The organism is Streptomyces sp. adm13(2018) (assembly GCF_008042145.1).
In the GTDB taxonomy this organism is placed as follows: Bacteria; Actinomycetota; Actinomycetes; order Streptomycetales; family Streptomycetaceae; genus Streptomyces.
The window spans coordinates 1-21,198 of the sequence record NZ_RDBH01000053.1; the positions used below are offsets into that span (position 1 = coordinate 1).

Annotated in this window: 17 protein-coding genes and 1 pseudogene; 10 read left to right on the forward strand and 8 right to left on the reverse strand. The window is 73.5% G+C overall.

The window, feature by feature from the left end:
* Positions 1-363: pseudogene (locus tag EAO70_RS37580) on the reverse strand (hypothetical protein); the annotation flags it as partial.
* A 530-nt stretch (positions 364-893) separates the two neighbouring features.
* On the opposite strand from EAO70_RS37580, the gene EAO70_RS04210 reads away from it, so the two are divergent.
* Both EAO70_RS04210 and EAO70_RS04215 read left to right on the forward strand, forming a co-directional pair.
* On the forward strand, positions 894-1,706 hold the full coding sequence (locus EAO70_RS04210) for an SAM-dependent methyltransferase (protein ID WP_148001663.1): 813 nt from the start codon (positions 894-896) through the stop codon (positions 1,704-1,706).
* Positions 1,703-3,868, forward strand: coding sequence for a putative bifunctional diguanylate cyclase/phosphodiesterase (locus EAO70_RS04215; protein ID WP_148001664.1), 2,166 nt, complete (start codon positions 1,703-1,705; stop codon positions 3,866-3,868). Before EAO70_RS04210 ends, EAO70_RS04215 begins: the two co-directional genes overlap by 4 nt.
* Before the next feature lie 141 nt (positions 3,869-4,009).
* Here the strand turns inward: EAO70_RS04215 and EAO70_RS04220 are convergent, their stop codons facing one another.
* Together EAO70_RS04220 and EAO70_RS04225 are read right to left on the reverse strand one after the other, a co-directional pair.
* Complete coding sequence (locus tag EAO70_RS04220) at positions 4,010-6,187, reverse strand: TerD family protein (protein WP_148001665.1); 2,178 nt, start codon at positions 6,185-6,187, stop codon at positions 4,010-4,012.
* A gap of 139 nt (positions 6,188-6,326) precedes the next feature.
* Positions 6,327-7,238 carry a LysR family transcriptional regulator gene (locus EAO70_RS04225; protein WP_148001666.1) on the reverse strand — a complete coding sequence of 304 codons (912 nt, stop codon included), beginning with the start codon at positions 7,236-7,238 and terminating at the stop codon, positions 6,327-6,329.
* Between the two features lie 97 nt (positions 7,239-7,335).
* On the opposite strand from EAO70_RS04225, the gene EAO70_RS04230 reads away from it, so the two are divergent.
* From EAO70_RS04230 to melC2, 5 genes are all read left to right on the forward strand, one after another.
* Positions 7,336-8,061 carry a succinate dehydrogenase gene (locus tag EAO70_RS04230; protein ID WP_148001667.1) on the forward strand — a complete coding sequence of 242 codons (726 nt, stop codon included), beginning with the start codon at positions 7,336-7,338 and terminating at the stop codon, positions 8,059-8,061.
* Positions 8,062-8,064: 3 nt separating this feature from the next.
* Complete coding sequence (locus tag EAO70_RS04235; RefSeq protein WP_148001668.1) at positions 8,065-10,020, forward strand: fumarate reductase/succinate dehydrogenase flavoprotein subunit; 1,956 nt, start codon at positions 8,065-8,067, stop codon at positions 10,018-10,020.
* The gene (locus EAO70_RS04240; protein ID WP_148001669.1) at positions 10,017-10,766 is read left to right on the forward strand and encodes a succinate dehydrogenase/fumarate reductase iron-sulfur subunit; all 750 of its coding nucleotides are present in this window, start codon (positions 10,017-10,019) and stop codon (positions 10,764-10,766) included. Before EAO70_RS04235 ends, EAO70_RS04240 begins: the two co-directional genes overlap by 4 nt.
* A 293-nt stretch (positions 10,767-11,059) precedes the next feature.
* On the forward strand, positions 11,060-11,452 hold the full coding sequence (gene melC1, locus EAO70_RS04245; RefSeq protein WP_148001670.1) for an apotyrosinase chaperone MelC1: 393 nt from the start codon (positions 11,060-11,062) through the stop codon (positions 11,450-11,452).
* Between the two features lie 23 nt (positions 11,453-11,475).
* Positions 11,476-12,303, forward strand: coding sequence for a tyrosinase MelC2 (melC2, locus tag EAO70_RS04250; protein WP_148001671.1), 828 nt, complete (start codon positions 11,476-11,478; stop codon positions 12,301-12,303).
* A gap of 28 nt (positions 12,304-12,331) precedes the next feature.
* Here melC2 and EAO70_RS04255 read toward each other — a convergent pair whose 3' ends face one another.
* Positions 12,332-14,692, reverse strand: coding sequence for an ATP-binding cassette domain-containing protein (locus tag EAO70_RS04255; protein WP_148001672.1), 2,361 nt, complete (start codon positions 14,690-14,692; stop codon positions 12,332-12,334).
* Between the two features lie 48 nt (positions 14,693-14,740).
* Between EAO70_RS04255 and EAO70_RS04260 the strand changes: the two genes are divergently transcribed.
* Both EAO70_RS04260 and EAO70_RS04265 read left to right on the forward strand, forming a co-directional pair.
* Complete coding sequence (locus tag EAO70_RS04260) at positions 14,741-15,568, forward strand: GNAT family N-acetyltransferase (protein WP_410091032.1); 828 nt, start codon at positions 14,741-14,743, stop codon at positions 15,566-15,568.
* Positions 15,565-16,473 carry a lysophospholipid acyltransferase family protein gene (locus tag EAO70_RS04265; RefSeq protein WP_148001674.1) on the forward strand — a complete coding sequence of 303 codons (909 nt, stop codon included), beginning with the start codon at positions 15,565-15,567 and terminating at the stop codon, positions 16,471-16,473. The genes EAO70_RS04260 and EAO70_RS04265 overlap by 4 nt, the downstream gene beginning before the upstream one ends.
* Here EAO70_RS04265 and egtD read toward each other — a convergent pair.
* The 4 genes from egtD to egtA are packed head-to-tail and all read right to left on the reverse strand — an operon-like array spanning position 16,368 to position 20,663.
* Positions 16,368-17,333, reverse strand: a complete 966-nt coding sequence (gene egtD / locus EAO70_RS04270; RefSeq protein WP_148001675.1) for an L-histidine N(alpha)-methyltransferase — start codon at positions 17,331-17,333, stop codon at positions 16,368-16,370. The genes EAO70_RS04265 and egtD overlap by 106 nt on opposite strands.
* Entirely contained in the window at positions 17,330-18,082 is a 753-nt protein-coding gene (egtC, locus tag EAO70_RS04275; protein ID WP_148001676.1) for an ergothioneine biosynthesis protein EgtC, read from the reverse strand. Before egtC ends, egtD begins: the two co-directional genes overlap by 4 nt.
* Complete coding sequence (gene egtB, locus EAO70_RS04280; RefSeq protein ID WP_148001677.1) at positions 18,082-19,407, reverse strand: ergothioneine biosynthesis protein EgtB; 1,326 nt, start codon at positions 19,405-19,407, stop codon at positions 18,082-18,084. Before egtB ends, egtC begins: the two co-directional genes overlap by 1 nt.
* Positions 19,404-20,663, reverse strand: a complete 1,260-nt coding sequence (egtA, locus tag EAO70_RS04285; RefSeq protein WP_148001678.1) for an ergothioneine biosynthesis glutamate--cysteine ligase EgtA — start codon at positions 20,661-20,663, stop codon at positions 19,404-19,406. Before egtA ends, egtB begins: the two co-directional genes overlap by 4 nt.
* A gap of 227 nt (positions 20,664-20,890) precedes the next feature.
* Between egtA and EAO70_RS38825 the strand changes: the two genes are divergently transcribed.
* Positions 20,891-21,198 (forward strand): TIGR02452 family protein (locus EAO70_RS38825; RefSeq protein WP_261992655.1); only part of this gene is annotated, 308 nt, incomplete at its 3' end.

Genomic DNA, 21,198 nt, shown 5'->3' on the forward strand with positions numbered 1-21,198 from the left:
TCCATCCGGCGAATCAGACGCGTTTCCCCTCCGGCGCGCGGTGCCTCTGATCAAGCTCGACGGCGTGTCTCTGTACGGATCACTCCTCGCGCGGCCGCTTGCGGCCCTCGGACTGGTGTGGCCGTCGCCGTGGTCCTTGCCCTTGCCCTTTCCTGAGCCGCCCTGACCGTCGTGGCCGTCGTGGCCGTCGCCCGCGATCGCCACGGCGACGTGGGAGCCGCCCGGGCCGGTCGAGGCGTAGGCGCAGGCGTCCGCGGCGGCGGGCACGGGAGCGGCGAGCAGCCACACCAGTCCGAGGGCCGCAAGCGGCCGCGCGAGGAGTGATCCGTACAGAGACACGCCGTCGAGCTTGATCAGAGGCACCGCGCGCCGGAGGGGAAACGCGTCTGATTCGCCGGATGGAGCGGATCTCGGGCCGCATCGGTTTGACCTTTCGCCCCACCCGGCACAGTCCCGGAGGTGCGTCGGCGCTCAATCACCCCGTGCTCGGGGGCCCGTGCTTTCCGGAAGGCGGCGGACCGGGTCCGTTCCGGCCTCGGATCGATAACTGTCCGGTTGTCGCCCTGTCGGAAGGGAAGAAGAGGGAGGCATCCTGCACCGGCGACCAGCTCCCTCCCCGGGCAACACCCGAGGTACGGGCGGGGCCTGAGCGCCCGTCGCGGGGAGCCGCAGCCGGGCCGAGAAGCCGACGCACACTCATATGCACGTGAATTTGCACAGCCTGAAGGCGTGAACTCTTCGTTCCCGAGAGCACGTGCCAAAGGCGTGTGACCAAGAACGGATCGCGAATTTCCGTTTCCACTCGCTCTCTCGGCGGGCGATCAGTAGCCTCACCTCGAACACCGGCCGCGAACACATGGCCGCATCCCCGTGGCGACTTGTTGGAGACATTGATGGAGCGTCCCGCCTGGGCTCCGCCTGGTATCGACATTTCGGTGCCGAGCGTGTCCCGTATGTACGACTTCTATCTGGGCGGCTCGCACAATTTCGAAGTGGACCGGGAAGCGGCGCGCAAGGCCATGGAGTTCATGCCTGGCCTGCCCAAGGTCATGCAGGCGAACCGCGCCTTCATGCGCCGCGCCGTCCGCCACGCCGTTGACAACGACGTCACCCAGTTCCTCGACATCGGCTCCGGCATACCGACCTTCGGCAACGTGCACGAGGTCGCCCGGGCCGCCGACCCCGCCGCGCGCGTCGTCTACGTCGACCACGACCCGGTCGCCGTGGCCCACAGCCGCGCCGTCCTGGACGGCGACGAGGGCGCCGCGGTCGTCGCCGCCGACCTCCGCAAGCCGGCCGACATCCTCCGCAGCCCCGAGGTGTCCCGACTCCTCGACCTGGAGCGGCCGGTGGCGCTGCTCCTCGTCGCGGTCCTGCACTTCCTGGAGGACGAGGACCGGCCGTACGAGGCCGTCTCGGAACTCCTGGACGCGCTCGCGCCCGGCAGCCTCCTCGTGATCACCCACGCCTCGTACGAGGGGATCCCGCTCCCCGAGGAGCAGGCCGGCGGCACCGTCGGTGTCTACCGGAACATCCGCAGCCCGCTGGTGATGCGCTCCGGCGCCGAGATCTCCCGCTTCTTCGCGGGCACCGAACTGATCGAGCCCGGCCTCGTCCCGATGCCCCTGTGGCGTCCGGACAGCCCGGTCGAGGAGGAGGATCCCTACGCCTACTCCGGTTTCGCAGGGGTGGGGCGCACGGCGTGAAGGTCCCGTCTCAGCCGCCCGGCAGGGGTGCCGAAGCCGACGGCCCGGAGGACAGACTCAGGCGGTTCGTCACCATCTGGAGCCGCGCGATCTTCCCGGTGACCGCCACCTCCCTGACCCGTGCGGAGTTCGAGGGCCATCTGCTGCCGCTGGCCCGCACCCTGAACGACGCGCTGCACGCCCGGCCCTTCGACACGGCCCCGGCCCAGCGCGCCGGCGCGGCGCTCGTCGCCGCCCACTGCACCGACCCCGACGCCCTCGGCCGCAGCCTCGGGGTCGTCGACTCGTACCTGGTGCTCTACTGCGGTACGGAGTCCGCACTCCCCGCGGAGGAGCTGCGCGCCCGCTGCGCCCGGCTCCAGCACGCCATGGCCACCGGCTACGCCCAGGCCCTGCGCGAGCGCACCCGGGCCGAGCAGGAGTCCATCGCGCGCTCCGCGCTCTCCGCCCGCAGCGCCGCCGAGATCGCCCTGCACGCCACCGAGAGCCGCTTCCGTGCGGTCTTCGACGGCGCGGCCATCGGCATCGGCATCGCCGACCTCGACGGCAACGTCCTGGAGGTCAACGAGACCCTCACCCGCATGTTCGGCGGGATGGAGGGACCCCTGCGCAACCGCAAGGTCAGCGAGTGGGTCCACCCCGAGGACGGACCGCACGTCTGGAAGCTGTACGAGGAGCTCGTCCGCGGCGACCGCGAGCACTACCGGGTGGAGAAGCCGTACTACCGCGGCGACGGGACGGTCCTCTGGACCAACCTCACCGTCTCGCTCCTCCGGGACGCCGAGGGCAACCCCCAGTACCAGCTGGCTCTCCTGGAGGACACCACCGAGCGCCGCCTGCTCCACCTCCGCCTGCGGTACGAGGCCACCCATGACGCGCTGACGGGACTGCCCAACCGGACGCTGTTCTTCGAGCGCCTGGAGAAGGCCCTCGCGCCCGCCGACAACGCCCGCTTCGGCCTCTGCTACCTCGACCTCGACGGCTTCAAGGTCATCAACGACAGCCTCGGCCACTCCACCGGCGACCGGCTCCTCGTCGAGGTCGCCGACCGGCTGCAGAGCTGCGTCACCGGATCGGGCGAGATGGTGGCCCGGCTCGGCGGGGACGAGTTCGTCGCCCTCACCACCGGCCCGGGCAGCGAACAGGACGTCACCGAACTCGCCGACCGCATCCTCGCCGCCCTCGCCACGCCCCTGCGGATCGACGGCCGCGAACTGACCGTCCGCGGCAGCCTCGGCGTCGTCGAGGGCCCGGCCGGCGAGCGCACCCCGGCCGAGGTCCTGCGGAGCGCCGACATCACCATGTACCGGGCCAAGTCCGCCGGCGGCAACCGCTTCGAGCTCGCCGACCCGGAGGCCGACGCCCGGGCCATCACCCGGCACGGCCTCACCACCGCCCTGCCGACGGCCCTGGAGCGAGGCGAGTTCTTCATCGAGTACCAGCCGCTCGTCCACCTCGGCGACGGCAGCGTGCACGGTGCCGAGGCGCTCGTCCGGTGGTGCCACCCGCAGCACGGCGTGCTCGGCCCCGACCGGTTCATCCCGCTCGCCGAGGACACCGGCCTCATCGTCCCGCTCGGCCGCTGGGTGCTCCAGGAGGCCGTGCGGCAGGCCCGCTTCTGGCAGGCCCGGCACGCCGACGGCGGGCCGCTGCGGATCAACGTCAACCTCTCCCCGACGCAGCTCCACCACCCCCGCCTGGTCGCCGACACCGTCGACGTCCTGGAGCGGTCCGGCCTCGAACCGGGCGCGCTCTGCCTGGAGGTGACCGAGTCGGCCCTGATAGGAGCGGACGAGGGCCTGCTCAAGCCGCTGCGCCAACTCGCCGAGATGGGCGTGGACATCGCGCTCGACGACTTCGGCACCGGCTACTCGAACCTGGCCAACCTGCGCCGGCTGCCGGTGAGCGTCCTCAAGCTCGACCGCTCCTTCACCCGCGGCATGCAGCAGCACCCGGTCGACCCGGTCGACCTCAAGATCGTCGAGGGGATCGTCTCCCTGGCGCACAGCCTGGAACTCGCCGTCACCGTCGAGGGCGTGGAGACCGGCGCCCAGGCCCGCCAGCTCCGCGACCTCGGCTGCGATACGGCTCAGGGCTGGTACTACGCCCGTCCCGGGGCGCCGGACCGCATCCACTCCCTGCTCCTGGCCGACGCGGTCTGAGACCCGGCACACGCAACCGGCCTCCCCGCACGGAGCGGGGAGGCCGGGAAGAAGTACGGGGGAGGAAAGCGGAGAGACTATTTCATGGAGTGGGTAGAAGGAAGCCTCTCCATGGCCTCGCCCCGGGAGCGACCGTAGCACTCAGGCGGGCAGCAGGTCGCGGAGATTTTCCGGGGTGAACACCCGCGAGCCGGGAGCGAGCCCCTCGGGCCGCTCCAGACCGATGAAGGTCACCGGGGCGTCCGGCACGGTCCGGCCGTCCCACAGCGCCGTCGCCGTCCCCGACTCCTGCATCAGCGCCACCAGATGACGTACCGTCAGATAGCTGCGCCCCATCAGGGCCCGCATCACGACCGCGATCGTCACCCGGTGCCCCTCGACCCGGTTCGCCGAGGGCGCGCCCCTCAGATACAGGTGCAGCCAGTGCGCGTGCCAGCGCCCCTCGGCGTCCCGCCGGAAGGCGAGCGGAAGCGCCACCCGGCCGGCGCCGCGCAGATCCGACTTCATCCGCACGGTGCGCGGTTCGAAGGGCCGCCCGCGCTGCTCGCCCTCGCCGAGCATGTACCCGAAGAAGCCCTCCGCGACCTCGTCGAAGCCCTCCCCCGAGTAGACGTGCACCTGCGGCACGATGTACGTGCCGCGCACCGCGCCGAGCCGCAGGTCGATGAACTCCGAAGCCCCGTCCGGCGCGTCGGTGATGTCACCCGAGTGCCGGCCCTCGACGTCGGTCAGGGCCGTGTACGACAGCCATGTCACCGTCGCGTACTCCTCGTCCAGGACCAGCGCCGACAGGTCCAGGTCCGTGGAGCGCGACGCCTGCCGCCAGTACGTGAAGAAGCGCAGCAGCTCCCCCTCCACCGGCGAGACCGATCCGCGGGGCAGCACGCCGAGCCCCGCCGAGGCCGCGCGGCCGCTCAGCGGCAGTGCCACGTCCAGGACGTCGGGGTCGATCAGCAGGCGCCCGGGAGACGGGAGCCGGCGCCGGGTCTCGGCGTCGAGGACCGCCATGACCCGCTCGCGGTCGGCGTCCGCCAGGGCCGGCCGGGTGTCGTCGGCGACCCAGCCCCTGGCCTCCCGGTTCACGAACACCCGGGGCTGCCCGGCGCTCCCGCCCGCGCGGTTGCGCACGTGCTCGCGGACCGACAGGACGACCCGGCCCGACACCCGGGGCGCGGCCCGTTCGACGGCCGCGAGGACCGCCTCGCGCTGCTTGTCCCCGTCCGCCGTGCGCAGCAGCCGGTCCAGGGCGCGGAACAGTCGCCCCGGGGCGTGCGAGGCCAGCAGCTCCGCCGCGCCGGCGACCTCGCCGCGGGCCAGCAGCTCCTCCACCCGGCTGTCGAAGGACGGCACCCGCCGCTCGCCGCGGGCCACCGCGAACACCTCGGCGGCCCTCGGCCAGTGCGGGTACTCGTGCGGGTGCAGCCGTTCCCCGAGGCGCTTCCACGCCTCCCCGTGCGCGGACACGTCCGACAGCTTCGCCGGGGACGCGGCCACGAGGGCGTCCAGCCCCGCGAGCAGCGCCCGGCGGTGCCGGCGCGGCAGCGCGCGGAACCGGGTCGGCACGCGCAGGGTGACGTCCCCGTCCACGAGGGCGCAGGCCAGCCGCAGGACGTCGGTCACGGTGTCGAGCAGCGGAGCGGCGCCGCTCCGCAGGCGGGCCTGGTTGACGACGGCGCGGTTCTCCCGCACCGGCATCGCCTCGGGCTGCGGGCCGTCCGCGCAGTGCTCGGCGAGCAGGGCCAGGTCGCGCAGGTGCTCCTCGCTCAGCGGGGTCGTGCTGCCGGCCAGGGCCGGATAGAGCGCGCCGGCCTCGGTGTCCGCGTCGGCGCCGAGGTGCAGCACCGTCAGCCGGTCGCCGGCCGCCGCGATCAGCTCGTCGTGGACGGCGAGCATGTCCTCGTAGCCGTGCCGGTAGCGGCCGTACGACGGGAGGGTCAGCAGGTCGAGGACGCCGGCGCGGAGCTGGTCGACCGTCCGCGCGCGGGAGTCGTCGTCGGCGAGGGCCTCGGCCACGCACTCCCGCCAGAAGTCGGCGGTGTCCGGCACGTTGGCGGGGAAGTCGATGAAGTAGACGTTGTGTCGGACGTGGTCGCCGACGATCTCGCGGACGGTCGCCAGGGTGCGGACGGCGGTCTCCACGACGACCGGTCCGGCGAGCCCCGACAGGTGCCCGACCAGCTCTCCCGACAGCTTGAACCCGACGCTCATCAGCGCCGCGTCGAACCGGTGCGCGAGGGCGGCCCCGTCACCGGCCGGACCGGCGGGGGCGGGGAGACGACGGGTGTGCCGGACGACCAGACGTTCGAGAGCGTGGACCATGGGGGCATGCTCGCAGTCGGCGACGCCGTGCCGCACATGGATTAACGGGGCGGCCGCCGTCGGCCGAGCTGACCCCGCGCGGGACGGTGGTGGCTCAGGCGGCGGTAGGTCGGCGGGCAGGAAGGTCGGCGGCGACGGGTCAGCGGGCGGCCGCGGCCCGGTCCGGGCCGCCCCGTCGCGAGGCCAGCAGCATCCGCTGGAGTTCCCGGGCGGCCCTCGGGGGCGCGACGTCGCTCCGGTGGGCCAGGGCGATCGTCCGCCGCAGGCCCGGCCGGGCGAGGGCGGTCACCCGGAGGTCGCGGCCGGCCCGCGCGGCCACCATCGCGGGGACGACCGCGAGCCCGAGCCCGGCCCGTACGAACCCGAGGACCGCGTCCAGCTCGCCGCCCTCGACCGTGAACGTCGGCTCGAAGCCCTCGGCCCGGCAGGCCGCCACGGTGAGTTCCCGCAGGTCGTAGCCGTGCCGGAACATCACGAGCGGCTGCTCGCGCAAGTCGGTGATCCGCACCGGGCGGCGCGGCGCCGGGGCCGAGGCGGAGGAGACCACCACGAGGTCCTCCCGGAGCAGCTCCACCGTGGTCAGCGCCGGTGACGGGCTCGGCAGCGGCAGCACGACCAGCGCCAGGTCGAGGGCGCCGCGCGCAAGCTCCCGCACCAGGTCGTGCGAGCCGCCCTCCTCGATGAGCAGCTCGATCCCCGGGTGCAGGTCGTGGAAGGCGCGCAGCACGTCCGGAAGCAGGCCCGTGCAGAGGCTCGGGGTCGCGCCGAGTCGCACCCGGCCCCGCTTCAGCTGCGCCAGCTCCTGGACCTCGATCCGGGCGGTCTCGGTGTCGGCGAGGATCCGCCGGGCGAGCGGGAGCAGGGCCTCGCCCGCGTCGGTGAGCGTGATGTTCCCCCGGGCGCGGCTGAACAGCTCGGCGCCCAGCTCCTGCTCCAGGGCCTTGATCTGCTGGGAGAGGGAGGGCTGCGAGACGTGGACGCGCTCGGCGGCCCGGGTGAAGTGCCGGGTCTCGGCGACGGCGACGAAGTAGAGGAGCTGCTGGAACTGCATGGGGACCAGAGTAGGACACGTTCATAGGACAGGCCTATCGAGATCAGCCGGACCATGTCTTGGACCTCTCGGGTCCTTCGGCTCTAGCGTCGTACGCATGGCTCTGGCACCCACGAGGGACAGGACGACGAACCGCCCGCCGTCCCCCACACCGCATCGCGGCTTCCTGTCGTCGACCCTCGGCAAGAAGACGGTCATGGCAGTCAGCGGGCTGCTCATGCTCGGCTATCTCGTCGCCCACGTCGCCGGAAACCTCAAGGTCTTCTTCGGCCCCGAGGAGTTCAACGGCTACGCCCACTGGCTGCGGGTCCTGGGCGCCCCCGTCCTGCACCACGAGTGGGCCCTGTGGATCGTCCGGATCGTGCTCCTCGCCGCCGTCGCCGCCCACGCGGTCTCCGCGTACCAGCTCAGCCGCCGTGACGTGAAGGCCCGCCCCACCGCGTACGTCCACCGCCGACGGCGCGCCTCCTACGCCACCCGCACCATGCGCTGGGGCGGGATCATCCTCGCCCTCTTCATCGTCTGGCACGTCCTCGACCTGACCACCGGCACCGTGCACCCCGGCGGCTTCGAGGACGGCAAGCCCTACCAGAACGTGATCGACACCTTCTCCACCTGGTACGGCAACGTCATCTACATCGTCGCCATGCTCGCCGTCGGCCTCCACGTCCGGCACGGCTTCTGGAGCGCCGCCCAGACCCTCGGGGTCGGCAGCGCCCGCCGCGAGCGCCTCCTGAGGGGCCTCGCCACCACCCTCGCGATCGTCCTGACCGCGGGATTCGTCTCCGTCCCCGTCGGCGTCATGACCGGATTGGTGAGCTGATCCATGAACCCCACCGAATTCGCGGACTACACCGTCGGCGAGCCGATCACCGACACCAAGGCCCCCGAGGGACCCGTCGCCGAGCGCTGGGACACCCGCCGCTTCCAGGCGAAGCTGGTCAACCCCGCCAACCGGCGCAAGCACCGCGTCATCGTCGTCGGCACCGGCCTGGCGGGCGGCTCGGCCGGCGCCACCCTCGCCGAACAGGGCTACCACGTCGTCCAGTTCTGCTTCCAGGACTCCCCGCGCCGCGCCCACTCCATCGCCGCCCAGGGCGGCATCAACGCGGCGAAGAACTACCGCAACGACGGCGACTCGATCCACCGCCTCTTCTACGACACCGTCAAGGGCGGCGACTTCCGCGCCCGCGAGTCCAACGTCCACCGGCTCGCGCAGATCTCGGTCGAGATCATCGACCAGTGCGTCGCCCAGGGCGTCCCCTTCGCCCGCGAGTACGGCGGACTCCTCGACACCCGCTCCTTCGGCGGCGTCCAGGTCTCCCGCACCTTCTACGCCCGCGGCCAGACCGGCCAGCAGCTCCTGCTCGGCGCCTACCAGGCGCTGTCCCGGCAGATCGCCGCGGGCAACGTCGAGATGCACGCCCGCACCGAGATGCTCGACCTGGTCGTCGTCGAGGGACGGGCCCGCGGCATCGTCGCCCGCGACCTGGTCACCGGGGAGATCTCCACGCACTACGCGGACGCCGTGGTCCTCGCCAGCGGCGGCTACGGCAACGTCTTCTACCTGTCGACGAACGCCATGAACTCCAACGCCACCGCCGTCTGGCGGGCCCACCGGCGCGGCGCGTACTTCGCGAACCCCTGCTTCACCCAGATCCACCCCACCTGCATCCCGCGCACCGGCGACCACCAGTCCAAGCTGACCCTGATGAGCGAGTCCCTCCGCAACGACGGCCGCATCTGGGTTCCCCGGGCCAAGGGCGACACCCGGGCAGCGGCGGACATCCCCGAGGACGAGCGCGACTACTACCTGGAGCGGATCTACCCCTCCTTCGGCAACCTCGTCCCCCGGGACATCGCCTCCCGCGCCGCGAAGAACGTATGCGACGAGGGCCGCGGCGTCGGCCCCGGCGGGCAGGGCGTCTACCTCGACTTCGCCGACGCCATCCGCCGCATGGGACGGGCCGCCGTCGAGGAGAAGTACGGCAACCTCTTCGACATGTACGCGCGGATCACCGCCGAGAACCCGTACGAGGTCCCCATGCGGATCTACCCCGCCGTCCACTACACGATGGGCGGACTCTGGGTCGACTACGACCTCCAGACCACCGTGCCCGGGCTGTTCGCCGTCGGCGAAGCCAACTTCTCCGACCACGGGGCCAACCGGCTCGGCGCCTCCGCCCTCATGCAGGGCCTCGCCGACGGCTACTTCGTCCTCCCCGCCACCATCAACGACTACCTCGCCCGGCACCCCCACGCGGAGCCCGTCACCGACGACCACCCGGCCGTGCGGGAGGTGCTCGCCGAGACCGAGGACCGGCTCCACCTCCTCCTCGCCGTCGGTGGCGACCGCACCCCCGACTCCTTCCACCGGGAACTCGGCGAACTCATGTGGGAGTACTGCGGGATGGCCCGGACGGAGGAGGGGCTGCGCACCGCCCTCGCCCGGATCCCGGAGATCCGCGAGGAGTTCTGGACCCGGATCCGGGTCCCCGGCACCGGCCGGGAGTTCAACCAGTCGCTGGAGAAGGCCAACCGCGTCGTCGACTACCTGGAGCTCGCCGAGCTGATGTGCCTCGACGCGCTCCACCGCGCCGAGTCCTGCGGCGGCCACTTCCGCGAGGAGTCCCAGACGCCCGACGGCGAGGCGGCCCGCGACGACGAGCGCTTCGCCTACGCCGCGGCCTGGGAGTTCGGCGGTACCGGCACCGCCCCCGTCCTCCACAAGGAGGACCTGACCTTCGAGTACGTCCACCCCACCCAGCGGAGCTACGCATGAGGCTCACCCTGCGCGTCTGGCGCCAGCGGAACGCCGACACCCCCGGCGCGATGTCCACCTACGACGTGGACGGGATCTCCGCCGACATGTCGTTCCTGGAGATGCTCGACACCCTCAACGAGGACCTCATCCTGCGCGGTGAGGACCCCGTGGCCTTCGACCACGACTGCCGCGAGGGGATCTGCGGCGCGTGCAGCCTCGTCATCAACGGCGACGCGCACGGCCCGGAGCGGACCACGACCTGCCAGCTCCACATGCGGTCGTTCGACGACGGCGACACGATCGACGTCGAGCCCTGGCGGGCCTCCGCCTTCCCCGTCGTCAAGGACCTGGTCGTCGACCGGTCCGCCTTCGACCGCGTCATCCAGGCCGGCGGCTATGTCTCCGTCCCCACCGGGGCCGCCCCCGAGGCGCACGCGACCCCCGTCCCCAAGGCGGACGCCGACTCCGCCTTCGAGCACGCCGAGTGCATCGGCTGCGGGGCGTGCGTGGCGGCCTGCCCCAACGGCTCGGCGATGCTCTTCACCTCCGCCAAGGTCAACCACCTCAACGTGTTGCCCCAGGGCGCCCCGGAGCGCGAGACCCGGGTCCTCGACATGGTGGCCCAGATGGACGCCGAGGGCTTCGGCGGCTGCACCCTGACGGGGGAGTGCGCGACGGCCTGCCCGAAGGGCATCCCGCTGCCGTCGATCTCCGCGATGAACAAGGAGTGGCTGCGGGCTCAGCGCAAGGCGGGTCGCGGCTGAGGCCGGATCCGGACAGTCTCCCGGCGTGGGCTCCGCCACACAGAGCACCCCGAAGCGAAAGATCCTTCACGAGAAGATCACTTTCTCCGTAAGATCTTCTCTCCGGGGTGCTTTCGGCTGCCCGGACGGCAAGATCAACTCCGTTCAATCCTGTACATAGTGTGACAAGTTGGCTGCTTCCTGGCCAACCCTCCGGTCGCGATTTCCGCCCCGCCGCCACCCCCGGGTACTGATGTGGGCTGCCGGGGGCATATGACCAAACCCCCGGTCGCACAGACCATTTGGGGGTTTCCATGTCCAGCATCACCCGCCGCCGGGCCCTCGGCGTCGCGGCCGGCGCCGCGGGGGCGGCCGCCGGCCTCGCCCTGGCCGGCTCCGCGCTCGCCGACACGCCCCGGGACGCCGCTCCCGCGGCCGGACCGGCTCCGGCGTCCTTCGACGAGGTCTACCAGGGCCGTCGCATCAAGGGCGGGCCCGCGCACGGCGGCGGCCACCACGGGGGACACCACGGAGGCGGCTACACCGTGACGATCGACGGCGAGGAACTGCACGTCATGCAGAACGCCGACGGCACCTGGATCAGCGTGATCAACCACTACGAGCCCGTCGCCACGCCCAAGTCGCTGGCCCGCGCGGCCGTCCGCGAACTCCAGGGCGCCCCGCTCGTACCCCTCACCCTCGGCTGACCGATCCAGGAGCGACACCCGTCATGACCGTACGCAAGAACCAGGCCACCCTCACCGCCGACGAGAAGCGGCGCTTCGTCGCCGCCCTCCTGGAGCTCAAGCGCTCCGGGCGGTACGACGCCTTCGTCACCACCCACAACGCCTTCATCATGAGCGACACCGACACCGGCGACCGCGTCGGCCACCGGTCGCCGTCCTTCCTGCCCTGGCACCGGCGCTTCCTCATCGAGTTCGAGCAGGCCCTCCAGTCCGTCGACCCGACCGTCAACCTGCCCTACTGGGACTGGACCGCCGACCGCACGTCCCGCTCCTCGCTCTGGGCGCCCGACTTCCTCGGCGGCACCGGGCGCGCCCGCGACGGCCAGGTGCTCGACGGCGCGTTCGCCCGCAGCGGCAACCGGTGGACGATCAGCGTCCGCGTCGACAGCCGCGACTACCTCCGGCGCGACCTCGGGGCGGGCGGCCGCCAGCTCCCCACCCGCGCCGAGGTGGACTCCGTCCTCGCCATGCAGACCTACGACACGGCCCCGTGGAACAGTTCCTCGGACGGCTTCCGCAACCACCTCGAAGGGTGGCGCGGGGTGAACCTCCACAACCGCGTCCACGTCTGGGTCGGCGGCCAGATGGGCACCGGGGTCTCCCCGAACGACCCCGTGTTCTGGCTCCACCACGCCTTCATCGACAAGCTGTGGGCCGACTGGCAGGCCCGGCACCCCCGGTCCCCGTACCTGCCGGCCGCGGGCACCCCGAACGTCGTCGACCTCGGCGACACCATGCGCCCGTGGAACGACGTGACCCCGGCGGACATGCTCGACCACACCCGCCACTACACCTTCGACACGGCGGCCTGACCCGCGGCCACGGGCCCGCCGGACGGCCTCAGCCCCGTCCGGCGGACCCCAGGGCCCGGAGCAGATACGGCGCGGTGCGGCTCTCCGCCGCCCGCGCCACCCGGTCCGGCGGCCCCGCGGCCACGATCCGACCGCCCTCGTCCCCGCCGCCCGGACCGAGGTCGACCACCCAGTCCGCGGCGGCCACCACGTCCATGTCGTGCTCGACGACCACCACCGAGTGGCCCGCGTCCACCAGGCCGTGGAGCTGACGCATCAGCACCTCCACATCGGCCGGGTGCAGCCCCGTCGTCGGCTCGTCCAGGACGTACAGGGTGGGGGAGCGGTGCGGCCGCTGGAGCTCGGTCGCCAGCTTGATCCGCTGCGCCTCGCCGCCGGACAGCTCCGTCGCGGGCTGCCCCAGCCGCAGATAGCCGAGGCCCACGTCGAGCAGGGCGCGCAGGCTCCGCGCGGCGGCGGGTGTGCCGTCGAAGAACTCCGCGGCGCCCTCCACGGTCAGGTCGAGGACCTCGGCGATGCTCAGACCGCGCAGCCGCACCTGGAGCGTCTCGGGGTTGTAGCGGGCGCCGTGGCAGTCCGGGCACGGCGCGTACGTACTGGGCAGGAAGAGCAGCTCCACGGAGACGAACCCCTCGCCCTGACAGGTCTCACAGCGCCCGCCGGGGACGTTGAAGGAGAACCGGCCCGCCTTGTAGCCGCGGGCCCGCGCCTCCTCGGTCTCCGTGAACAGCCTCCGCACCACGTCGAACAGACCCGTGTACGTGGCCAGGTTGGAGCGCGGGGTACGGCCGATCGGCCGCTGGTCCACCGTCACCAGCCGCCCCACCCCGGAGACCTCCTCCGTCAGCGCGCCGACCAGGGTCGACTTGCCCGATCCCGAGACCCCGGTCACCGCGGTCAGCACCCCGACCGGGAACGCCGCGTCGACCTCCCGGAGGTTGTGCCGGGTCACCGGCCCCGTCCGCAGCCAGCCGGCCGGCGCGCGCACCTCCCGCGCGGGACCCGGCTCCCGGTCGAAGAGGAAACGGCGGGTCGCCGACGCCTCGACCGTCGCCAGCCCGGCCGGCGGACCGCTGTGCAGGACCCGTCCGCCGTGCACCCCGGCGAGCGGACCGACGTCCACCAGCCAGTCGGCGTGCCGGATCACGTCGAGGTGGTGCTCCACCACGAACACGGAGTTCCCCGCCGCCTTGAGCCGGTCGAGCACGACGAGCAGCGCCTCCGTGTCGGCCGGGTGCAGGCCCGCGGACGGCTCGTCCAGGACGTAGACCACGCCGAAGAGGCCCGAGCGCAGCTGGGTGGCGAGCCGCAGCCGCTGAAGCTCCCCGTTGGAGAGGGTGGGGGTGGCCCGGTCCAGACTGAGGTAGCCGAGGCCGAGTTCGGTCACGGTCGCGATCCGGGCGACCAGGTCGCCGGTCAGGACGCGCGCGGTCTCCCCCTCCCCGGCCGCCGCGGTGGAGAGGAGCCCGGACAGGGCCGTCAGCGGCAGCGCCGCCAGGTCGGCGATGCTCCGGCCCGCGAACGTCACCGCCAGCGCCTCCGGCCGCAGCCGCCCGCCCCCGCACACCGGGCAGGCGGCGCTGGTGAGGAACCGCTCCGCCTTCGCCCGCAGGGCCGTGCTCTTCGAGTCGGAGAAGGTCCGCAGCACATACCGCCGGGCGCTCATGTACGTGCCCTGGTATGGGCGTTGGATCCGGTCCGCGTCCCGGACCGGATGGACGGTCACCACCGGCTGCTCGTCCGTGAAGAGGATCCACTCGCGGTCCTTCGCGTCGAGCTCCCGCCACGGCCGGTCGACGTCGTACCCCAGGGCGTCGAGGACGTCCCGCAGGTTCTTCCCCTGCCAGGCGCCCGGCCAGGCGGCGATGGCACCCTGGCGGATCGACAGCTCCGCATCGGGGACGAGGAGTTCCTCGCTCGTGTCGTGCACCCGACCCAGACCGTGGCACGAAGGGCAGGCCCCGACCGCCGTGTTGGGGGAGAACGCGTCGGAGTCCAGCCGCTCGGCGCCCGCCGGATAGCGGCCCGCGCGGGAGAACAGCATGCGGAGCGAGTTGGAGAGGGTGGTGACCGTCCCGACGGACGACCGGGCGTTCGGCGAGGACCGGCGCTGCTCCAGCGAGACCGCCGGCGGGAGCCCGGTGATCTCGCCGACCGCGGGCGCCCCCACCTGGTGGATCAGCCGCCGCGCGTACGGCGCCACCGACTCGAGGTAGCGCCGCTGGGCCTCGGCGTAGAGGGTCCCGAACGCCAGGGACGACTTCCCGGAGCCCGAGACCCCGGTGAACGCGACGAGCGCGTCACGGGGGATGTCGACGTCCACCCCGGCGAGGTTGTGCTCACGGGCACCGCGGACGCGGACGTACGGGTCATGGTGACTTTCGGGCATAACGTGATTTTATCCCCGGGACCGTCCCCGGCCCGGTCGGGGTGGGTCATGCCGGGACCGTCCGGGGCCCGGCGGGGGCCCGACCGGGCCGGCGCCACCGTGGCACGGCCAGGGTGCGGCCGGGTCGCGGTGGGTCACGCGGGGGCCGACGGCTACCAGGTGGGCCTCGCCCGGAACCAGCAGGACGTCCGGGACGCCCAGCGGCTGCGCCACCAGGTGTTCGCCGGCGAGCTCGGCGCCCGGCTCGACGGCCCCGAACCCGGCCTCGACGCCGACGCCTTCGACGCGTACTGCGACCACCTCCTCGTCCGGGACGAGACCACCGGCGAGGTCGTCGGCACCTACCGCATCCTGCCGCCCGACCGGGCCGCGATCGCCGGGCGCCTCTACTCCGAGGGCGAGTTCGACCTCGGCCGGCTCGCCCCCATCCGGCACGACCTGGTCGAGGTCGGACGCTCCTGCGTCCACCCCGCCCACCGCAACGGCGCCGTCATCGCCCTCATCTGGGCCGGTCTCGCCCGCTACATGACGGACACCGGCCACAACTGGCTCGCCGGCTGCTGCTCCCTGCCGCTCGCGGACGGCGGCGCCCTCGCCGCCGCCACCTGGGACACGGTCAAGGCCAGGCACCTCGCCCCCGAGGAGCACTGGGTCACCCCGCACAAGCTCTGGAGCCCCGACGGCGTCACCCGCCCCGAGGGCCGCACCGAACTACCGCCGCTGCTCCGCGGCTACCTCCGGCTGGGCGCCCAGGTCTGCGGCGCCCCGGCGCACGACCCCGAGTTCGGCACCGCCGACCTCTTCGTCCTGCTCTCGCTGCGCCGGACGCACCCCCGCTACCTCGACCACTTCCTCTCGCTCGTCCCGGCCCGGTGACCGGGAAGGGCGCCCCCTCGCCGTGGCTCCCCACGGCACCCTGCACCCCGGGCCACTGCGCGGCGCATCCCGCGTACGACCCCGGCCACCCCGGCGCCGGAACGGCGAAGGCCGGGCCCGTCCGGTGCACGGCCCGGCTGGTCGCCGGACTCGGCACCCTTCTCCTCGGCCTCCTCCTCGCCCCGGCGGCCGCCCTGCTCCCGGCCGCCACCCGGCTCGCCCTGGTCCGCCGCTGGACGAGCACGGTGGTCCGCGCCTTCGGCGTCCGCGTCCGCTACGAGGGAGCGGCGGCCCCGGCCGCCGGCCCGCTCCTCGTGGTCGCCAACCACGTCTCCTGGCTCGACATCCCGCTGATCGCCGCCGTCCTGCCCGGCCGGTCGGTCGCCAAGGCGGAGGTGCGCCGCTGGCCGGTGCTCGGCACGCTCGCCGCGCTCGGCGGCACCCTCTTCATCGACCGGGACGGCCTCATGGCTCTGCCCGGCACCGTACGGAGCCTGACCGGCGTCCTCGCGGCCGGCGGCCGGGTGGTGGTCTTCCCCGAGGGCTCGACCTGGTGCGGACGGGAACGCGGCCGGTTCCGCCCGGCCGCGTTCCAGGCCGCCCTCGACGCCGGCTGCGCCGTGCAGCCGGTACGGATCGACTACCGGCCCACCGACGCCGCGGCGTACGTCGGGACCGACCCGCTCGGCTCCTCACTGTGGCGGGTGGTCTCCACCCGCCGGCTCACCGCCGTCGTCCGCCTCGGCGACCCCCTGTCCGGGGCCCTTCACCGCGACCGGCGCGACCTGGCGGCCGCCGCTCAGCGGGCGGTGGCCAGGGACAGCGCGAACCGGCCCGCGCTGTCGGTCCACCAGCGGTCGAGCTCCAGGTCCGCCTCCGCCAGTTCGGCCCGGACCCCCGCCTGACGGAACTTCGCGGACACCTCCGTCCGCATCTCCTCGCCCGCCGCGAACGGCACCACGAGATCCAGCTCCGGGATCTTCACGGTCAGCGCGCGGCGGGCCCGCAACCGCATCTCGATCCACTCCCGCTCGTCGTCCCAGACCGCCACGTGCGCGAACGCGTCCGGGTCGAAGTCCGCACCCAGCTCACGGTCGATCACCGTGAGGACGTTCTTGTTGAAGGCCGCCGTCACCCCGGCCGGGTCGTCGTACGCGGCCACGAGCGTCGCCTCGTCCTTCACCAGGTCCGTACCGAGCAGCAGCGCGTCGCCCGGCGCCAGCATCGCCCGGACGGAGCGCAGGAAGGTACGCCGCTCCCCGGGCAGCAGGTTGCCGATGGTGCCGCCGAGGAAGGCCACCAGCCGCGGCCCGGGCGTCCCGGGCAGCGCGAGCCCCCGGGTGAAGTCGGCGACCAGGGCGTGCACGTGCAGCCCCGGCCGCTCGGCGAGCAGCGACTCCGCCGCCCCGGTCAGCGCGGACTCGCTCACGTCCACCGGCACGTAGGCGTCGAGCCCCGGCAGCAGCGCGTCGATGAGGAACCGGGTCTTCTCCGACGATCCGGAACCCAGCTCCACCAGGGTCCTGGCCCCGGTCGCGGCGGCGATGTCCGGCGCGCGCTCCTTCAGGATCTCCCGCTCGGCCCGGGTCGGGTAGTACTCGGGCAGCCGGGTGATCTCCTCGAACAGCTCGCTGCCCCGGGCGTCGTAGAACCACTTGGGCGGCAGCTCCTTGGGGGAGCGGTTGAGCCCGTGGAGGACGTCGGCGCGGAGATCGGCGCCGGCGGCGTCCGGGGCGAGGGTGCGGGTCAGCTGGAACGGGCTCACGCGGAGGGCTCCTTGAGCGGGGTGAGGGTGACGTCGGCACGGGTGGCGGTCACGAGCGTGCGCCCGGGGACCTCCCGCCAGCGCCGGTCGTCGTCGTACGGTTCGGAGGCCACGACCACCCGGTCGGGGGCCGTCAGGTACCAGAGGCTGTTCTCCCAGGCGGTCGCGGTGATCCGCGCCCCGTCGGTCAGCAGCAGGGTGAGACCGGAGCCGGGGGCCGCCGCGGCGACCTCCCGCACCGTGTCGGCGAGGGCGTCTTCCGGGGCGTCCCCGGACCGCAGCCGGTGCAGCACCAGCGCCCAGACCAGCGCCGAGTCCGTCCTGGCCTCCAGCGCGAGCAGCTCCCCGGCGGGGAGGGCCGCGGCGAGCGGCGCCAGCGAGTTCGGCCAGCCCCGGACGGCGCCGTTGTGGCTGAACAGCCACGGCCCGGCGGCGAACGGCGCGGCGGCCGCCTCCCCGTCGGCGCCCGGCAGGGTCGCCCCCCGGACCGCGCCGAGCAGGGCCCCGGAGCGCACCACCCGCGCGAGGTCGGCGAACGAGAGGTCGGCCCAGATCGGCCCGGAGCGCCGGTACCGGGCGGGCACCGGGTCCCCCTCGGCGTACCAGCCCACCCCGAAGCCGTCGGCGTTCACCGTGCCGCTGGTCTGGGACCGGGGCTCCCAGGACTGGCGCAGCAGACCGTGCGCCGGCTCGACGAGCAGCTCTTCCAGTGCCACCGGGTCGCCCAGGAAGGCGAGATGGCGGCACATCAGTCGAGCTCCGCGCTGCGCGCCGTGCGGAAGCCCGCGAAGATCTGGCGGCGCACGGGCAGGTCCCAGTTGCGGAAGGTGCCCCGGCAGGCGACCGGGTCGACACCGAAGGCCCCGCCGCGCAGCACCTTGTGGTCCGGGCCGAAGAACACCTCCGAGTACTCCTTGTACGGGAAGACGGTGAACCCCGGGTACGGCAGGAAGTCGCTCGCCGTCCACTCCCACACGTCCCCGATCAACTGCCGTACGCCGAGCGGCGAGGCGCCCTCCGGATAGCTGCCCGCGGCGGCCGGCCGCAGGTGCCGCTGGCCGAGGTTGGCGTGCTCGGGACCGGGGTCGGCGTCGCCCCAGGGGTAGCGGCGCGAGCGGCCGGACGCCGGATCGTACCGGGCGGCCTTCTCCCACTCGGCCTCCGTCGGCAGCCGCCGGCCCGCCCAGCGCGCGTAGGCGTCCGCCTCGTACCAGCTGACGTGCAGGACCGGCTCGTCGTCCGGGACGGGTTCGGTCACCCCGAACCGCCGGCGCAGCCACTGGGCGCCGTCCCGGCGCCAGAACAGCGGGGCCGCGATGCCGTGCTCCCTGATCTGCGCCCAGCCCTCGGGCCGCCACCAGCGGCCGTCCGTGTAGCCGCCGTCGGCGATGAAGGCCCGGTAGGCGCCGTTGGTGACCGGGACGGTGTCGATGTGGAAGGCGGGCACGACCCGGGTGTGCGCCGGCCGCTCGTTGTCCAGGGCCCACGGCTCCTCGGAGGTGCCCATGGTGAACGGGCCGCCGGGGACGAGGACTTCGGCGGGCAGCGGGCCGCCGGGCGGCGGGGGCGGCGGGGGAGCGGTCAGTGCCGCGGGCCCCTTCCGCAGCTGATGGGTGATCAGCATCGTCTCGTCGTGCTGCTGTTCGTGCTGGGCGACCAGCCCGAAGGCGAAGGCGGCGCGGAGCAGCGGACGCTCGTCGAACTCGGCGCGCTCCAGCACGTCGAGGACGCGCAGTCGTACGTCCGCCGCGTAGGTCCGGGCCTCGCCGGGCGCGAGCAGCGGCAGGGACGGCCGGCTCGACCGGGGGTGCTCGAAGGCGTCGTAGAGCGAGTCGATCTCGGGCCGCAGCGCCTCCTGCCGGGCCACGGCCCGCCACAGCCACAGCTCCTCCTGGTTCCCGATGTGCGCCAGGTCCCAGACCAGCGGGGACATCAAGGGGGAGTGCTGGGCGGTGAGTTCGTCGTCCTCGACGCAGGACGTCAGCAGCGCCGTGCGGGCCCGCGCGGCGGTGAGGGACTCCAGGGCGTGCCGGCGCAGCGCCTCGGGATCCCGCTCGGTCCGGGTCTCCGTCATGACGCCAGCACCTCCAGCTCGTCGGCCGGGCAGCTCCCGGGCACCACGTACCGCTCGTGGAAGGCGGCCACCGCGCGCCGTACCTCCTCGCTCGCCCCGATCCGGGGCAGTGCGTCGATCGCCGCGGCGAACACCGCCAGGGCGGTGGCGTGCAGTTCCGGGTCGGCGAGGCCGTCGCGGGCCGCCGCCAGCCAGAGCGGGTTGCGCGGGGCGGGCGCGTCGCCGGCCCGCTCCGCGAGCGGCTTCACCGCCCGGTACACGGTCTCGGCGGCCTCCGGGTCGTCGAACGCCGCGGTCGCCACGGCCACCGGCACCACCCACCCGTCCGCCCCCGGCTGGGCGTCGACCATCCGCAGTTCCAGATGACCGCGCGGCCGCACCGGCGGGAAGAGCGTCGTCATGTGATAGCGCAGGTCGTCCGCGTCGGCCGGCCGGGGCCCGCCCGAGCGCAGCCAGTCGCGGAAGGTCATCCCCTCCGGCACGTCCCAGGGCCCCTCCTCGGCCCGTACGCACATCACCGGGGTGTCCAGGACATGGGCGGCGTACTCGGCGCGGGGCTCGCCGTCCGGCGGGGGCGCGAGGGTCCGCAGGGGGTCGAGGTCGGCCCAGAGCGCCTGCCGCGTCGAGCGCCAGCCGGTGCGACGCCCGCCGTGCAGCGGGGAGTTGGCGAAGGCCGCCACGAGCACCGCGCCGAGCAGGTGGGCCAGCTGCCAGCGCCGGTGGTAGCCGAGCGGTCCCGGTTCCTCCAGGCCGGCGTCCAGGCAGATCTGCACGGAGGCCGAGTCGCACATCATGGCCCGCCCGGCGGGGCCCGACCGGTCGAGAGCCGCCTCCATGGCGTCGTACCGCGGCTCGTGGAGCACCCGGCCGCGCGGCGAGTGCCAGGGGTCCACCCCGTAGCCGCTGAGACCGAGACCGAGGGGAGCGAGCGCGGAGCGGACCGCCCGGAGGTCGCCCGAGAGGGAGTCCAGGCACTCCATGAGCGAACCGGCCGGGCGCGAGCTGAGCTCCAGCTGCCCGCCGGGTTCGAAGGTCAGGGACGACTCCAGCGGCAGGGCCCGCACGCTGTCGAGCGCGGTCGCGAGCCTCGGCGGCCGGACGGGCTGCCGGGGGTCGCGCAGCTCGTGCACCAGCCATTCCAGCTCCACCCCTACGGTCCGGGGCGGGCCGGTCTTGAAGCAGATACATCGCAGCAGTTCCTCCGCGTCCGCCTCCGCGAGGGGCGGTTCGCCGCGCCGTATGCCGCTGGACGACATCCGTACACCTCCAGTCGTCGAGCCGGTCGTCGGGACCGGCACCGGGACGTTCTGCTTCCACCTAAAGCCACCGCCGAGCGGCGTGCAAGAGCGCCCCGGACCGGCCGGACGCGCCCCCCGCGCCCCCGTACGGCCGGAAACAGCCCGTGTACGGGTCACGCCGGAGCCCGGCGCGACCACGGGAAAACCCGTTGTCCCGGCCGACCGGAAACGATCATTCTGAGGCCATGAGTGCACGACTGCGCGCGATCGCGCGGCAGACCGAGGAGATCGTCGCCGCCGGCGGCTACCGGACCCCCGACGGCCGGACCGTCTCCCTCGCGGACGACCTCGCCGCCGCCCTGGCCGGAACACGACTGCACGGCCCCGCGCCCGTTCCGGTCACCCCCGACACCGACCGGACGCCCACCCTCGACGTCACCGGCGAGAGCAGCCTCGCCGCCGCCCGGCGGATGACCGCCGCCGACCCCGCCCGCCCCGTCGCCGTCCTGAACTTCGCCTCCGCCCGCAACCCCGGCGGCGGCTACCTCAACGG

Excerpts from the sequence above, each read along its gene's own strand:
- EAO70_RS04260 (WP_410091032.1), top strand. The coding sequence starts at position 14,741 with ATGCCGGGACCGTCCGGGGCCCGGCGGGGGCCCGACCGGGCCGGCGCC.
- melC1 (WP_148001670.1), top strand. The coding sequence starts at position 11,060 with ATGTCCAGCATCACCCGCCGCCGGGCCCTCGGCGTCGCGGCCGGCGCC.
- egtA (WP_148001678.1), bottom strand. The coding sequence starts at position 20,663 with ATGTCGTCCAGCGGCATACGGCGCGGCGAACCGCCCCTCGCGGAGGCG.
- egtC (WP_148001676.1), bottom strand. The coding sequence starts at position 18,082 with ATGTGCCGCCATCTCGCCTTCCTGGGCGACCCGGTGGCACTGGAAGAG.
- EAO70_RS04210 (WP_148001663.1), top strand. The coding sequence starts at position 894 with ATGGAGCGTCCCGCCTGGGCTCCGCCTGGTATCGACATTTCGGTGCCG.
- EAO70_RS04235 (WP_148001668.1), top strand. The coding sequence starts at position 8,065 with ATGAACCCCACCGAATTCGCGGACTACACCGTCGGCGAGCCGATCACC.
- melC2 (WP_148001671.1), top strand. The coding sequence starts at position 11,476 with ATGACCGTACGCAAGAACCAGGCCACCCTCACCGCCGACGAGAAGCGG.
- EAO70_RS04255 (WP_148001672.1), bottom strand. The coding sequence starts at position 14,692 with ATGCCCGAAAGTCACCATGACCCGTACGTCCGCGTCCGCGGTGCCCGT.
- EAO70_RS04220 (WP_148001665.1), bottom strand. The coding sequence starts at position 6,187 with ATGGTCCACGCTCTCGAACGTCTGGTCGTCCGGCACACCCGTCGTCTC.
- egtB (WP_148001677.1), bottom strand. The coding sequence starts at position 19,407 with ATGACGGAGACCCGGACCGAGCGGGATCCCGAGGCGCTGCGCCGGCAC.
- EAO70_RS04230 (WP_148001667.1), top strand. The coding sequence starts at position 7,336 with ATGGCTCTGGCACCCACGAGGGACAGGACGACGAACCGCCCGCCGTCC.
- EAO70_RS04240 (WP_148001669.1), top strand. The coding sequence starts at position 10,017 with ATGAGGCTCACCCTGCGCGTCTGGCGCCAGCGGAACGCCGACACCCCC.
- EAO70_RS04225 (WP_148001666.1), bottom strand. The coding sequence starts at position 7,238 with ATGCAGTTCCAGCAGCTCCTCTACTTCGTCGCCGTCGCCGAGACCCGG.